Origin of the sequence: Halomonas sp. M1 (assembly GCF_029581375.1) — a bacterium.
Taxonomy (GTDB): Bacteria; Pseudomonadota; Gammaproteobacteria; order Pseudomonadales; family Halomonadaceae; genus Vreelandella.
In genome coordinates, this window is the sequence record NZ_CP121119.1 from 626,969 (window position 1) to 641,646 (window position 14,678).

A 14,678-nucleotide genomic window follows, 5' to 3' on the forward strand; every position below is an offset into this window, starting at 1 on the left:
TTAGCGATGGCGCCACTTCCGCATGAGCACACCGTGCTTGGGTGAAAAGAGTAGCGCCATAAAGAAACAGCTGGTTGCCACCAGCACAATAGTGCCGCCAGACGCTACATCAAACGCGAACGAGAGGTATAAGCCCAGCACTGCCGACCCTACCCCTACGCCCATCGACAGGAGCAGCATGGTTTTAAAGCGATCTGTTAGCAGATGGGCGGTGGCTCCCGGCGTAATCAGCATCGCAACAACCAGGATAATCCCAACGGTTTCCAGACTCGCTACAATGGTCAACGTCAGCAACAGTATCAAACCGTAATGGATGATACTGGTATTGAAGCCAAGGGCCTGGGCTTGAGTAGGGTCAAATGCGTACAGCATTAACGGCCTAAAGGCGAGCCACACAACGATTAACGCCACCACACTGGCGGCTAGTGTTAATAACAGCGCAGACTGCTGCACGCCGAGCACATTCCCGAACAGGATATGCATTAAGTGGGTGCTCGATGCGATCTTACTAATCAGCACAATGCCCAGGGCAAATGCACCCGTAAACATAATGCCCATCGCCGCATCAGATTTTATTCGCGTGTGGCGCTCAATCGCACCGATACCTAGCGATGTTAAAGCCCCTGTGACAAAGGCACCGATAAAAAAAGGCAGCCCCAATAGGTATGCTATAGCAACACCAGGTAGAACGGCGTGGGAAATTGCATCGCCTAGCAACGACCAGCGTTTGAGCACCACATAGCAAGAGAGCATCCCGCAAATGGCACCCACCATAATAGAGGTCAGCAGCGCCCGCTGCATGAACGCGTATTGAAACGCTTTCGATATACTCTCGGGAAGTAGATTGACCAAGAGCATAAGTGCAGCAATTAGACCACTTACCAACGCATCGCTAAAGGTCTCTAAGGTTAGTAATATCTCGATCATGCCTTATTCCTGCGCGACTGAAAAAGCAGTGGGACGAAGCGCTTGATCGTTACTCGATTGCTCAATTGAACTAACCGCCAACTCAGCTAATCTAGCATCACTCAGCATCTCTTCGGGTGAACCCACACCGCGCACAATCCGGTTAATCAACACAACATGATCGACATAGCGGCGCGCACCGGGCATATCATGGGTCACCATCACAACCGTACGGCCTGCTTCCCGCTCACGCTTTAAAACATTCAAAATAAGCTGCTCGCTAGGGGGATCTACGCCTGCCAGCGGCTCATCTAATAGCAGGATTTTTGCCTGCTGAGCCAAGGTGCGGGCTAACAGCACCCGCTTTTTTTGCCCACCTGAAAGCGCTCCGATAGGCCGATCAGCCAATGCCAACATATCAACATCTTCTAATGCCTTGCGAACTACTTGCTGATGGCTAGGCGCATACCAACGTGCAGGAAGCAGCCGCCGCCAAAGAGCATCGCGACGCATATGCCCGTAACGGCCGCCCATCACGGTTTCCCATACCGAAATAGGAAAATCCCACTCAATCGCTTCTCGCTGGGCCATGTAAGCGATATTCCCCGCCTTTCGTTGAATGGCAATGGGCTCACCAAATGCATCCACGCGGCCACGCAAAGGTTTCATACTGCCCGTCAGCACGTGGAACAGCGTCGATTTTCCTGCCCCATTCGGCCCCACGATAGCCGTCCATTTTCCAGCTGGAAACGAAAGGTTAATGTTTTCCAGCACTGGCTGGCGATGGTAGGCGGCATACAGGGCAGTAATATCAATCGCCGCTGCAGCAGGATCAAGCGGGGGCGTCATAAACATTTACTCGGCAGCTAAATAATGGCGTAGCAGCGCAGCATTATGGCGTAGCATCGCGAAGTAATCAGCAGCTTCACCCGTTGACTCACTCAGGGAGTCGACATAAAGGGGGCCAGCAACTTGCACCCCTGTATCGCGTGCAATGCTGGTGACGTGACGATCTGAAATGGTGCTCTCCCAGAATAGAGCGGGTGGCTGGCGCTCTTCTATAATATCAATTATGCGCATTAACTGCCTGGGAGACCCTTCGGTTTCAGCATTAGTGCCCCAAATGCCATCGTGGTCAAAGTTGTAGGCGTCTGCAAAGTAGAGAAACGCCGCTTCACTGGAAAGCAGCAGCCGATGCTCATCAGGAATAGCCTCAAGCGTCTCTTGCAACTCAATATGTAAATCGTGTAGCTGCTCTTCTAAAGAGAGTGCACGCTCTAGAATGGCCTCAGCCTGGTGGGGAAGTAATTCTCCCATTGAGCTTGCGATAACATTGACATAAGCCGCAGCAGCACGGGGATCCATCCAAAGATGGGGATCAACGTCACCTTCCATTTCACCAGTGATGATCGACTGCGTTGGGTAGTCGGAAGCTTCTGCCACGGCGATAATAGGCACATTATCGCTAACCGTCGCTTCGACTTGTCGCATCCACTGTTCAAGCTGATAACCGTTATAAAAAACCAAATCCGCCTCTTCAAGCGCGGCAAAATTATCAGGCGTTAACTCCCACTCATGAACTTCAGCATTCACTGGGGTCAGCACGGAGACATGAGCGTCATCCCCCGCCACTTGCTTAACGAGGTCACCTAGTACAGAGAACGTCACAGCCACATTGATGGGCGCCTCATGCAGATCAGCTACCTCAGCATTCGCAGTTCCCCAGGCTAGTGATGCCCCAAGCAACACCCCTACATGTAACTTGCTCATCGGCTTTCTCCATTGTGCTAGTATTCGACGTTGATTACTTTAGCGCATCAAAAAAGCTTTATGCAAACAGTTTAGCCTTGGCTAACAATTATCCTTAAAAATACGCTACCATCACCAATTAACGTTTCCACTAACCTTGATAATATTTGCCAATGAGTGATTACCAGCAGCGGCACCCTTCTTCTTTAAATGACCTCAGTGACGATGCACTGCCCCCAGTGGAGCAGCATGCACGACAATATGAGACCGTGCGAAATGCACATGAAACCGAGCTGATTGAAGACTACGTTGAGCTCATTGGCGACCTTATTCGCCATCGCGGGGAAGCGCGTGCAGCGGATATCGCCAACCGCATGGCCGTTAGCCAAGCAACGGTGTCTAAAATGATTCGCCGTTTGAACGATCAAGGCCTAGTAACAAACAAGCCTTACCGCTCTCTTTTCCTAACAGAAGAAGGCGAAAAAATGGCTAAAATCTCTCGGGCACGTCACGATGTAGTGCTGCACTTCCTACGTGCACTGGGCGTTGCCGACAGCACAGCACGTATAGACGCTGAAGGCATGGAGCACCACGTTAGCGATGAAACCCTCGCTATCATGCAGCACTTTACTGAACAGCAGCGTCGATAAGCCGACTCGTTCACGCCCTGTGGGCATCGTTTGAACACTTATCAACATCCAAGGGAGATCAACTTTTCACACTTTTTTAATGCGCAAAAAAATGCCTAGGACGATATTTATATTCAAAATATCGCCCTAGGCATTTAGTGTGGTTACGACCTTTCTGGCTTAGCCAAGCCGAACATTAGAGCCAACCTATAAACTGTAGAGTACGCCTTAAAATAGTAACACAACAGATAAGCTAAACTTTTTTCTGTAAAACTAAGCTCTTTTTGAAAAAATAATTTTAGCGCTTTACGCGGAGGCAAGCATCCTTTAATTAAAATTAAAATAAATCTCTTTTTAAAATATTTTTTATCTTTATCAACTTCCCCGCCGAGCACACGCCTTTTTTTCTTCAGCATAGCTTTGATATCAGAACGCGCGGGGTGGTTCACTATCACTTCAGAAGCATACTCTATATCTATACCTTTATCGTTAGCTCGCTTCCCCCACTCAACATCACCACCTGACAAAAGAGCATCATTGAAAGGTCCAACCGTTTCAAAATGCTTGGCCCAAGTCACCATGTTAGCCGTTGCTGAGCCACCAGCGTTGGCGTATTTTTTCTGATCAAAGGCAAATGCCTTTTCATAAATTTCAACGATGGTAAGCTTATTTGTTTTAAAGAAAAGCTCCACTTTGCCAGCCACCAGCTCTGCCCCCTGATCTAATCGAGCAACGGCTGATTCAAGCCAGAGAGAGTCAGGAATACAGTCAGAATCAGTAAATGCTAAGATATCACCTTGTGCAATTTTTAAGGCAGCATTTCTAGCTGCATAAGAACCTGGCTTATCTTCTTTAATCATTCTGACGTTTTTAGGGAGCGTAAAACCGACTGGGGCGATATCTTCTCGCGCATTATTGACGATAATGACTTCGAACTTATCTTGTGAAAACGACTGATTTTGTAGCGCGTCCACACATTTTTGCAATCTCACCCAATCATAATAGGTGGGGACAATCACAGATACTCTCGGGCGACTAACAAGCCTTTTCACACTGGCATTTCCGCTTGAAATGTTGGATTCTATATTTTTATCTAAAAATAACATTTTAATCACCAAACTTATTGACAATAAAAACCGAATGCGGAGGTCAGCTGTAAAGCTAAAGCCTAATTTGCAATACAAGATTATAACTTAACCCTCTCTAAACATGAGGCGATTTCTCTAGTTCATAAACTGGATACGCTCATTGTTTTTTACCGGACTGGGGCAACCAGCAGCCAAGCGCTTCTGTTACATAGTATAAAAATAGTTGCTGGACTCTAAGAAGCCTCAACAGCCACATAGTTCCTTGATGATTAAATACATATGCAAATTACCTAAAAAAATAATACGCCTTGGTCTATAGAACGAACCTTAAAATAGTCATTTATTGTTAGAAAATCTAGCGAATATATTATTTACTAAAGAAATAAGGCGACGCATTACAAGCTGAGCAAAAGGTTTTTTAATTTCCAAAATTATTGAAAAACGAGGTTTGTCGCTCAAGCAACTCTTTCAAGCGAGGAGTCGTGTATTCTAAATAAGAACGCGTTAGGTGGTGAGTATCAGACCACATCAATCTTTCATCAAAATAGGCGGGGCACAGACCCTCGCTACATATCATTTCAGTAAAATCTACAGAAATAAATAAAGGCAGCTCACTTATATACACATCAACAGGATTTTTTGGTAACAGAACTTCTTCTATTGGCCGTGCACACTGGCTCGCTTCCTGCCTGTTTTTCCATACGCAATAACTTGGGTCACTTTCGAACCAAGGGTTATCCCTAATACCTATTACCGGAATACCTAACGTGGTTATGGCCTGCCATTTTTCCACATATCCAGCGGGTACGAACTCAATAGGATCGTTAACAACCAGTCTATTCTCACGCGGTCGGTTAGATCGCGTTGAATTTGTTACAACAACATCAGGTTTAATATCATTTATAAAGTCAACTATGTTATCATTCCAAACTTCACAGGTTTCATTATTTTCCACAATCTCATAGCCTAAATTGCAAGAGTGTTTTAATATAGTGACTAGCTTAAAACCGTACTGATGAGCGAGTTCCGAAAATAAAGGCTCCCACTGGCCAACATGCGAACCTCCTACTAGCGCAACGATATTTTCAGAAGTAGTATCTCCAAATTCACAAATAATAATGTCTGACTCAGTGATGTCTGCAGCACAATTATTTTCTCTTTTCATGGCCTCACTTAAATCTGTAGAAATCGCAGTAACATAATGAAAATCAAGATCAGCAGCATCATCTTGTATATAAATACTTGAACCGTAAAATAGATCATTATCGAAAATGGGATCTACCTCATGAAGATTCTCAAAATAATACTTCGCACTTAGCCCGAGAGTTACAGAAGGGATAAAAAAAACAAACCCGGTAGCAAAGGCTAGCCAGGTCTTGTTTTTAGGTATTTTTCTGAAAGGACGCTCAATCAAAGACGTTGTAATGATAGCAAGCGCGATTCCTATTAAAATAATGACAAGGCCTTTTATAAAACCTAAATGAACAGTCTCATAATAATTTTGAAAGAAAACTAATATTGGCCAATGCCAAAGGTAGATAGTAAAAGACATAGCACCCAACATAACAAGATATTTGTTGGTTAAAAGCCTATTGATAATTGATTTACTTTCAAGGCTGCTACCAGAGATGATCAAAAAAACCGCAGCACTAACGGGCAAGAGAGCCACGTAGCCTGGAAAGTTCCAATTTCTAGGAACCACTAGACCAACACTAAAAAGTACTATAACCCCGACTAAAGACAACATAAAAGAAAGGCTTTTGCTTAGTTTAATATATGGCAATATTATAGCAACCATAGAGCCTGCCAAAAACTCCCAAACCCTGCTAAATGGATTGAAATATGCCGTACTAGGGTTAGCTATCGTAGAAACAACAGAATAAAAAAAAGAAACACAAATAACGATAAAAACACCCATAATCAGTGGTGTTAACGATTTTTTCTTGCTTGATATATATAACAAGGGTGCAATCAAAAAAGGAATAAAGGCGTAAAACTGAACCTGGATCGATAGCGCCCAATACTGCTGAAAGGGGCTCGCTGGATCTCCACTTTGCAGATAATCCACTTCACGTCTCATTAACAATAAATTTTCTAGGTTTGCAGCACTAAAAACAAACTCATGGATAGTCGCAACCCAATAAACTGGAGGTATAAAAAAATAACTTAATATTAATGTTGCCACTAGTACTACATAAGCAGAAGGCGCCATACGTTTTACAATATTCGCCCAAAACTGAAGAACCTTTAGCTTCTTATCTTTAGCATATTGTCTAAGTAGTATGCCTGTCATCAGGTATCCTGATACGACGAAAAACACATCAACACCACCCGATACCTTTTGAAACCAGATGTGAAAAACCAGTACTAGCATCGCTCCTATGGCGCGAATCCCCTGAATATCATAGCGGTAGCTATTGTTAGTTGCATAAATATCAAAAGTACTATTCATAACGTCCTCCTTGATAATTAGCAAAAATCCATTTTATTAAAAACCTATAAAGAAAACAGCTTTTAAATCCAGCTAAAGAAGATTTTTAATATTTGATAAATCCAAATAGCTGCCAAACCATCTCCAATTAAATATAACACTAAGAAAACCATACCTTGCAATACAGCTGTAATCCCTAATTACTAATTTTTAAAAATCTCTCTCTTAATTTCTCATAGTAGGGCTGGGGGATGATTAGTGAGGACAGTACCAGCCATTGCCGAGGTCGCATACTGAATAGCATTAGCGCATAAACATCTTTCTCAATTGATTTTCCCACCTGTTTTTTTTCAACTGCCCATGCGAGAATTTTTCGATTTATTGAAGCCCTTAAATAACGCTTTTCATACCAAGACAGGCCAACCTCACACTCCTTCTTTAAATCTAGACAAGGATGAACATGAATAACGTTATTTTTATTACTTACAACACCACTATTATCTAGTAACCAAAAGCTTGTAACGGTAGAGTCATAATGGACCATTTTTAGGCAACATAAAGCTTTTAACCAAAAATACACATCCCCAGCACGCTGATATCGCCCCACAGGAAAACCACCCAGGTCTAAAAACCTGTCACGCTTTATGCAAGCACCGTTCATGTGAATAAAGTCAGAACGAGAAAAGGCAGCTAATGCTTTCTCACGACTAAACACACCGCTTTCCAGAATATTGCTTTGTCGAACAAGCTTATCCCCTTTCATTTTTTGAAAAGCATTAACAAATAACTCAATAGAAGGATTTTTAGCTATGGCGTCTGCAAATTTGGAAAGGTGATCTTTAGCAAGCAGATCATCCGCATCAAAAAAAACAAGCCAATCAGAGGTCGCTTTATGAGCGCCATAATTTCTGGCCGCATAACCGCCAGGTCCTGGTGTGTCTCGTTGATATAATCGTATTTTACCGTTGCGCTCTTCATCCAATAAAATCTCATGAGAGCCATCGGTTGAGGCATCATCAACAACAATTATTTCAAAATCTTGGAGGTTCTGTTCATACAGACACAAGAGCGAGTTTAATAAAGTAGACACTTTATTATATACAGGGACTATCACTGAAAAAGCATGCATAAACGCACCTTAACTATATAATTAGATTAGGCTCGAAATAAATAAAGCAAGAAAAGTATATCTATTTAAAAATTAGACTTATTTCCAACTACTACTTATGCCTTATGGCGTAACTTAGTCTTTAGAGCGGCTTTGATCGTACGCGGAATGTAAGCGGCGATTTTTTTCTTCATGGTGCGCAACAGGCCGTGGCCATTCGTTAGTAAGTTATCATTCTCTGCTCCTGTATAAAGCCGGTTATCTTCACAGCTATAGACGGCTTTACCCGATATATTGGCAATACTCGCAGCTTGCCTGGCATCACTTTCAATAAAGAAAGTATATTCAGAATTTTTATAAAACATTCCTTTATGTGTAGAGTGAATACCTTGGCGCTGTCGTTCTTCTTTTGATGGTAAGTTTAGCATCACTAACCTCTCATAAGTGATGCCCTGTTGCTTAAGCCATGCCTCAGTCTGGTCACGATATTTCTCAAGACGATTAGTAACCAAACACCCTATTCTTCCTGCTGGCAAGAAAAGAGGAGTCGCATTATTTAAAAAAGCGATATACTTTTCTCCGTCATCATTTTGATGATCTGTCGGGTCAACGCATAGTACACCATCAATATCAACGCAAGCTTGGGAAAGCATGCTGGGCGTAAAGAGGTTCCACTGAAAAACTCGAGGCGATTCCAAAGTATAAAAAGAAATGTTGACGTGCTGATACGCATCACTACTTGTATAAATAGCCAAGGTGTCGATTCTACAGGGGCAGTCACTAGGAATGGCACTTAATGCTTCCTGCATAGTACGCCCTGTCAACACACTATCATCAACAAGAAGTACTTTCTTTGCATCCCACGTAGCACTTGGTAGCCCTTCTCTCTTTCTTCCCAAACGGGTTTTTAGTGTTTGATTAGCAATGAAATCCGGTAGCCCCATCACATCGATATGCAAGCCCAGAGCAATCATGCTTGCCGGAATCATACCACTACGAGGAATTCCGACTACTAAATCATAGCCTTTTCCCTGGACACGAAATAGGGACGCAGAAATGTCCTCACTCAAATCACCATAAGATTTATAGTGCATAAATAGCCCTCCGCTTTAAATCTAAGTTAGCATAAGCTTTACTATCAATAATTTAATACTATAGAGCATCACTTTTTACTTATGACTTTTTCAAATGGCGCCGAATACTTCTAGGGATATTGTTATAAGCAAACTTGACAAAAGGTATTGGGAAATAATAGAAAGGTGCATTGAGCTTCCATAGCTTTTTCAAACTAATCTTAAATGAGTTAAATGTATATCCCAGTCGATTACCAACTTCAAAACTCTGAGCGTCATGAAGTCGTTTTATAGTCAACGGCAAATCAACGCGGTAAAATGTATGGCCTCTTTGCAGCGCTCGGATCCACAAGTCAATATCGACTTGTCGAGTCATTGTTTCATCATACCCCCCAACCTCATCAAAGAATCGCCGAGAGAAAAGAATAGAGCTATGGTTAATCGGGTTTCGGATATAAAAACTCTCTTTGCCCATAGGAGTAATAGCAAAACCTCCTTTAGCTTGCATCTCGCCCTCCCCATCTCCATATACAGTTTGGCTAGTTGTCACCACCAGCTCTGCATCAGGGAATATACCAATCGCCAGCGCCTGCTTTTCTAATTTTTCAGCTATCCATTTATCGTCAGCGTCAATATTAGCCAGCCACCTGCTCTTAGCATGGCTCACGGCTAAATTCAGCGCCTTTGAACGCCCAATGCCCTGCGTATTCACGAGCTGCACCGGTATCGGAGCCTTACGGCGCAGTTCCATAAGAATATCCCAAGTATTATCATCAGACCCATCATTAACCACCACAACTTCTTGGGGAATATATGTCTGATAAAAGACTGAAGAAAGGCTGGACACCAGAAATTTTTCGCCATTTTTAACCGTCATAATGACAGAGATATCAATCTGACCCATCAGTTACCTCCGAGGTATTCGATAATTCTTACAAACAGTTTATGACGGCTAGAAACCTATAAATTAACCCATCAATTTATAATTTTTATCTAAGCAACTAACTATGACACTATTTTATTTTAAAAATAATTAAAGAAAAAAAACCCGGCTTACGTGATTTACCATTAACTACTTTCCACACCAAATATTTTACTTTATTTTTAATGAAACGGGTTCCAAGCTTATCCCCGGGATTATAGATACAGTTATCATTTAAGCAAAAAACAGGCTTTTTAGCCTCTTGACATATAAGCCTTGCCTGATCAGAGTCACCTTCGATAAACATTTCTGCAGGTGATGCCTTAAACTTATCAACTTTAAACTTAATGAGAGAATCAAACTCCTTAACGTTAGTTTCACTATCAGCCATAATAAGTTCCCGATATGAAATACCACTACTTGCTAAAAGGTTTTCTACCTCATGACGGCTTGATTCATTTTGGCATGAAACAATCGTATCGATAACACCTGATGGAATATAACGGAAACTCAAATCAGCTTTATTACTATTAAGATCGCCATTCCTGATCATTCCCTCTAAGCTAACGCACGACCTACTTATAACCTTATGATGAAAAATATTCCATTCGAAAGCTCTAGGATGGGGAAGGAACTCAAGAATAATATCCACATCTTTTCTGAATGGTTTACTAGAGTAAACTGCAAGAGTCGATGCACGATCAGATAGCCACTCGGGAAGTGCCTCCACTTCACTTTTTAGAGAGTTACCGGACATAATACTATCGTCCACGATGAGTACTTTTTTTGCTTCCCAAGGTGACGATATTTCATTCCTCAGCCCACGGGTCATGCCCTTTTTCAATGGATAATTATTCACCCAGGAAGAGATATCCGTACAGTTGACATTCAGTGCGAGCGCAATCATATAAGCCGGCACCATACCACTTCTCGGTATACCAACGACTAAATCCCAGTCACCTGAAAACTTTACGAAATTTTTTGTAATGTCCCTACCTAGATCACCATAAGATTTAAAACGTATTTGCATTGAGATTTCTCCATGACCCCACCTCAATTTATTGAGCAACAGGTATCAAAAGCACCGCCGTGACCACACGCATTACTTTTTATGACCTGATCATCTTTTACAACATGACTTGCAGTATTTCTATTTCTTTACCATGCTTTTATTGAATAAGTTCTTACTATATTTAGTTATAGATCTATCTAACGTGACTGCGAAGCTTGTTGTAATAAGGCTGTGGCACTAACAATGAGACAACATGCAGCCATAGCCGTACATTCATACCTGTCAATGTCAATGCTTTTAAATCCAAGCATACAGACTGATCGAGCTTCTTTTTTTGAACCGCCCTAGAAATAACTTTACGGTTTATCGCCTGATGAAACTGTCGGCGTTCACTCGACGTCAATTTAGAATCACACTCTTTTAAAAAATCAAGCCCTGTAGGACAATTAGAAAAATGACGCTTATCATGTACAAGGTCTTCATGTTTGAGAATCCACAAGCTTGTAACCGTAGCGTTGTAGTGCACTGAATTTAGTTCGCACAATACTTTTAACCAAAAATATACATCCCCGCTACGACGGTAATACCCTTTTGGAAAGCAACCTAACGCAAAGAAACGCTCTCGACTAATACAGACACCATTTATATGAATGAAGTCAAAGCGAGCAAAAGCACTTAAAGCTTCAAATCGACTCAAGCGATCTTTGGGTATTGCTTTTAAATAAGATAATCGACGCTGCCCTTGTATTTTTTGGTAGGCATTAATAAATAGTTCAATGTCTGGGTTATGTGCAATATCATTAGCAAAACAAGACAGGTGGTCGAGTAGCATAATGCCATCAGCATCAAAGAATACTAGCCATTGCCCGACTGATTTATCTGCGCCTAAGTTGCGCGCAGCGTAACCCCCTCCTGCCGTTGGGCCTAGCTGAAATAGTCGCAGCAAACCAGCTTTTTCATACTGGCGAAGTACGTCAAGGGAACCATCCGTTGAACGATCATCTACGGCGATCACCTCAAAGTCTCTAAACGTTTGACGATATAAATATTCCAGTGAGCTAGCTAAGGTGGCAACCTTGTTATTGACTGGTATGATCACCGAAAAAAAGGGCATATCGGTACATTTTCTCATTGTTATAAAAGTGATGATGCCAAGCTTGGGGATATACAGTTGGATACTCGATATAAACAGTGCGGCGTGAAATTACGAAATGCGGGGGATTTCAGGGCCAGGAATGGGATTGAGCTGTTTTTCTTCTTCATTATCAACGCCTGAATTTATCACCCCCATCGCTTCCAGCATTACAGCATTAACCTTATGGACATCGTACCGGTCTTTAGCTATCTCGAGAGAGCGTTGCCCCATAGCTTGCACGCGTGACGGTCTATCAATAAAGTGCTCCATGGCTTTAACAAGTGCATCAACATCCCTTACCGGTATTAAGTAGCCATTATCGCCATCAATCACTGTTTCCCGACAACCCGGCGCATCAGTAGTAATTACCGCCCGCCCCATCGACATAGCTTCTAATACTGAGCGTGGAGTACCTTCTCGATAATAGCTTGGCAATACATATACGCTGCAGTCCGCTATGGCAGGGCGCACGTCATCAAGCCAGCCTAAATGCTGAATTGAACCTTCCTTTACCCAGGCGTCTAGCTCTTCTTGGGTAATCGTATCGGGGTTGCTATCAATATCGCCAGCCAGTTGAAATACCATATCAGGATGCTGTTGCTTGATAAGAAGCGCAGCATTAGCGTACTGGCGCACCCCCTTATCTCCTAATAAGCGAGCAATCAGTAAAAACCGCGGCGGACCCGGGGGTAAGGGGGCAACCGTAAAGTGCGCCATATCTACTCCAGATCCATTAAGCACTTGCGAAGGCACTTCCTGACGTAGTATCCCAAACTCACGGAAAAGAGCTTCATCATCTGGATTCTGAAAAAATACTTTGTCTGCCTTACTCAACGCGGCTGCATACAGCCTACGCACTATTTGAAAAACCAATGCACGCTTGCCGCTCGCCTGGCCTGCAAAAGCGTATCCAAGGCCTGTAATGAGCGCGTATTGCTGAGGAACCTTAGCCAGCCAAGCGGCCAACATGCCATAAACGACCGGTTTGATGGTGTAACCAAGAACTATGTCGGGTCGAACGCTACGCATTAAACGGTAAAGTGACTGGAACGTTATAATGTCTTTTAGCGGATTAAGGCCAGTTCTCTGCATTGGGCAATCGTGCGTAATTGCTCCCCAGGCTTCAAGTTGCTGACACGTCTTTTTGTCGTCTAAAAGCCCGGGGGCGGCTGTATGCACTTCTAGCCCTGCATTAATCAACGCCTGAACAAGTGGCCCCCGGAAATTGACTAACGAATAGCTTGTACACGATATCAACAAAAAGCGCCGTTTCGGTATTGAAACCTTTGAATTCATGGGAACTCCTCAACCAGCCACCAGGACACGCTACTGCTAGCTGTGCTCACTTGGTGTTCGCTATTAACGTTGGTCTTAGTGGGAAGGGATAGCCTTGAATAGCCGATATACTAAAAGGCTGTGTTAGTGCTCTCTTTCATAACCTCTTTCAGCACTTGGCAGGTTTTATCAATTTCTTCGTGAGTAAGTGTCGGATGGCATAAAAACATAAGGCTGGTTTGACCAAGTTCCTGAGCCACCGGCAGGCTAGCGTGCGGTTGCCAGCCGGCATTTATAAAGGCTTTTTCGAGATAGACTTCAGAGCAGCTACCTGAAAAACAGGGCACTCCGCGTTGATTAATCTCATTCAGAATACGGTCACGATCCCAGCCTGGTGCAAGCCGTTGCGGCCTGATAAACACGTAGCATTTATAAGCGCCATGCTGGGAATATTCGCTTGTGCTATTTATGGATGTTTCTGTGCACAAAACTGGCACTCGCAATCCTGGACAATCACTCGCTACCTTCCAAATACGTTGAGCATTCGCTTGGCGAATCGCGCTCCATTCAGGCATCCGTTTAAGCTGTATACGACCGATGGCGGCCTGCATTTCGGTCATACGCCAGTTGGTACCCAAGGTTTCATGTAACCAGCGAAAGCCTGGGGGATGCTCACGAACATGAACGGCATCCCAGCTCTTGCCATGATCCTTATAGGCCCACATTTTTTTCCAAAGTGCAGCATCATTAGTGGTAACCATGCCCCCTTCACCACCGGTCGTCATAATCTTATCCTGGCAAAACGACCAACACCCCACGTGGCCAAGACCCCCTACGCTTCTGCCGAGGTAACGGGCGCCATGAGCCTGGGCGCAATCTTCAATCACATAAAGTCCATGCTGCTCTGCCAATGCCATAAGCTCTTCCATCTCGCATGGCCAGCCTGCTAAATGCACAGCGATGATAGCGCGAGTACGGGGGGTGATTTTTTCAGCAACTGTGGCGGCAGTGATGTTTTGAGAATAACGATCGACGTCAGCAAAAACGGGGACGGCTCCCGCATTTGCAATACAGGATGCGGAAGCTACATAGGTTCGAGAGGTAACGATTACCTCCTCGTTACCCTTTTCACCAATTCCTAAGCCCTTCAGCGCTAAATCTAGTGCGTTGGTGCCGTTGGCTACGGCAATCGCATACTCAGTCTCAGCGAACCGAGCAAACTCTTTCTCAAACTCAATGCATTCCGTACCAGTCCAATAATTCACTTTATTAGAAAGCAATATATCCTGCACTGCTTGTGCTTCTTCCTGGGTAAAGGAAGGCCACGGGGAAAACGGACCATCAAGCATG

General features: G+C 43.5%; 13 protein-coding genes. 1 reads left to right on the forward strand and 12 read right to left on the reverse strand.

Annotated elements, in window-relative coordinates; all coding sequences use genetic code 11:
- From P8S54_RS02870 to P8S54_RS02880, 3 genes are read right to left on the reverse strand one after another with little or no spacing between them, the layout of a single operon-like run.
- The gene (locus P8S54_RS02870) at positions 1-927 is read right to left on the reverse strand and encodes a metal ABC transporter permease (RefSeq protein WP_281443140.1); all 927 of its coding nucleotides are present in this window, start codon (positions 925-927) and stop codon (positions 1-3) included.
- Positions 928-930: 3 nt separating this feature from the next.
- Positions 931-1,761, reverse strand: a complete 831-nt coding sequence (locus tag P8S54_RS02875) for a metal ABC transporter ATP-binding protein (RefSeq protein ID WP_281443141.1) — start codon at positions 1,759-1,761, stop codon at positions 931-933.
- A complete protein-coding gene (locus P8S54_RS02880) occupies positions 1,762-2,676 on the reverse strand; it encodes a zinc ABC transporter substrate-binding protein (protein WP_281443142.1) in 915 nt (304 codons plus the stop codon).
- A gap of 152 nt (positions 2,677-2,828) precedes the next feature.
- Here P8S54_RS02880 and mntR point away from each other — a divergent pair, with 152 nt between their 5' ends.
- Positions 2,829-3,305: a manganese-binding transcriptional regulator MntR gene (mntR, locus tag P8S54_RS02885; protein ID WP_281443143.1), complete on the forward strand. Its 477-nt coding sequence runs from the start codon at positions 2,829-2,831 to the stop codon at positions 3,303-3,305.
- 143 nt (positions 3,306-3,448) lie between these two features.
- Here the strand turns inward: mntR and P8S54_RS02890 are convergent, their stop codons facing one another.
- The 9 genes from P8S54_RS02890 to P8S54_RS02930 form a co-directional block, all read right to left on the reverse strand.
- On the reverse strand, positions 3,449-4,390 hold the full coding sequence (locus P8S54_RS02890; protein ID WP_281443144.1) for a glycosyltransferase: 942 nt from the start codon (positions 4,388-4,390) through the stop codon (positions 3,449-3,451).
- Between the two features lie 400 nt (positions 4,391-4,790).
- Complete coding sequence (locus tag P8S54_RS02895; RefSeq protein WP_281443145.1) at positions 4,791-6,824, reverse strand: acyltransferase family protein; 2,034 nt, start codon at positions 6,822-6,824, stop codon at positions 4,791-4,793.
- 175 nt (positions 6,825-6,999) lie between these two features.
- On the reverse strand, positions 7,000-7,932 hold the full coding sequence (locus P8S54_RS02900; RefSeq protein ID WP_281443146.1) for a glycosyltransferase family A protein: 933 nt from the start codon (positions 7,930-7,932) through the stop codon (positions 7,000-7,002).
- A gap of 95 nt (positions 7,933-8,027) precedes the next feature.
- Positions 8,028-9,005 (reverse strand): phosphoribosyltransferase family protein, encoded by a 978-nt coding sequence (locus P8S54_RS02905; protein WP_281443147.1) that lies wholly within the window; start codon positions 9,003-9,005, stop codon positions 8,028-8,030.
- A gap of 79 nt (positions 9,006-9,084) precedes the next feature.
- Positions 9,085-9,888 carry a glycosyltransferase gene (locus P8S54_RS02910; RefSeq protein WP_281443148.1) on the reverse strand — a complete coding sequence of 268 codons (804 nt, stop codon included), beginning with the start codon at positions 9,886-9,888 and terminating at the stop codon, positions 9,085-9,087.
- A 109-nt stretch (positions 9,889-9,997) separates the two neighbouring features.
- A complete protein-coding gene (locus P8S54_RS02915; RefSeq protein WP_281443149.1) occupies positions 9,998-10,936 on the reverse strand; it encodes a phosphoribosyltransferase in 939 nt (312 codons plus the stop codon).
- Positions 10,937-11,111: 175 nt separating this feature from the next.
- Positions 11,112-12,032, reverse strand: coding sequence for a glycosyltransferase family A protein (locus P8S54_RS02920; RefSeq protein WP_281443150.1), 921 nt, complete (start codon positions 12,030-12,032; stop codon positions 11,112-11,114).
- A 90-nt stretch (positions 12,033-12,122) separates the two neighbouring features.
- Positions 12,123-13,349 carry a glycosyltransferase family 4 protein gene (locus P8S54_RS02925; RefSeq protein WP_281443151.1) on the reverse strand — a complete coding sequence of 409 codons (1,227 nt, stop codon included), beginning with the start codon at positions 13,347-13,349 and terminating at the stop codon, positions 12,123-12,125.
- A 110-nt stretch (positions 13,350-13,459) separates the two neighbouring features.
- Positions 13,460-14,677: a DegT/DnrJ/EryC1/StrS aminotransferase family protein gene (locus P8S54_RS02930; protein ID WP_281443152.1), complete on the reverse strand. Its 1,218-nt coding sequence runs from the start codon at positions 14,675-14,677 to the stop codon at positions 13,460-13,462.
- Between the last annotated feature and the right edge of the window lies 1 nt (position 14,678).

Excerpts from the sequence above, each read along its gene's own strand:
- P8S54_RS02870 (WP_281443140.1), bottom strand. The coding sequence starts at position 927 with ATGATCGAGATATTACTAACCTTAGAGACCTTTAGCGATGCGTTGGTA.
- P8S54_RS02875 (WP_281443141.1), bottom strand. The coding sequence starts at position 1,761 with ATGTTTATGACGCCCCCGCTTGATCCTGCTGCAGCGGCGATTGATATT.
- P8S54_RS02880 (WP_281443142.1), bottom strand. The coding sequence starts at position 2,676 with ATGAGCAAGTTACATGTAGGGGTGTTGCTTGGGGCATCACTAGCCTGG.
- mntR (WP_281443143.1), top strand. The coding sequence starts at position 2,829 with ATGAGTGATTACCAGCAGCGGCACCCTTCTTCTTTAAATGACCTCAGT.
- P8S54_RS02890 (WP_281443144.1), bottom strand. The coding sequence starts at position 4,390 with ATGTTATTTTTAGATAAAAATATAGAATCCAACATTTCAAGCGGAAAT.
- P8S54_RS02895 (WP_281443145.1), bottom strand. The coding sequence starts at position 6,824 with ATGAATAGTACTTTTGATATTTATGCAACTAACAATAGCTACCGCTAT.
- P8S54_RS02900 (WP_281443146.1), bottom strand. The coding sequence starts at position 7,932 with ATGCATGCTTTTTCAGTGATAGTCCCTGTATATAATAAAGTGTCTACT.
- P8S54_RS02905 (WP_281443147.1), bottom strand. The coding sequence starts at position 9,005 with ATGCACTATAAATCTTATGGTGATTTGAGTGAGGACATTTCTGCGTCC.
- P8S54_RS02910 (WP_281443148.1), bottom strand. The coding sequence starts at position 9,888 with ATGGGTCAGATTGATATCTCTGTCATTATGACGGTTAAAAATGGCGAA.
- P8S54_RS02915 (WP_281443149.1), bottom strand. The coding sequence starts at position 10,936 with ATGCAAATACGTTTTAAATCTTATGGTGATCTAGGTAGGGACATTACA.
- P8S54_RS02920 (WP_281443150.1), bottom strand. The coding sequence starts at position 12,032 with ATGCCCTTTTTTTCGGTGATCATACCAGTCAATAACAAGGTTGCCACC.
- P8S54_RS02925 (WP_281443151.1), bottom strand. The coding sequence starts at position 13,349 with ATGAATTCAAAGGTTTCAATACCGAAACGGCGCTTTTTGTTGATATCG.
- P8S54_RS02930 (WP_281443152.1), bottom strand. The coding sequence starts at position 14,677 with ATGCTTGATGGTCCGTTTTCCCCGTGGCCTTCCTTTACCCAGGAAGAA.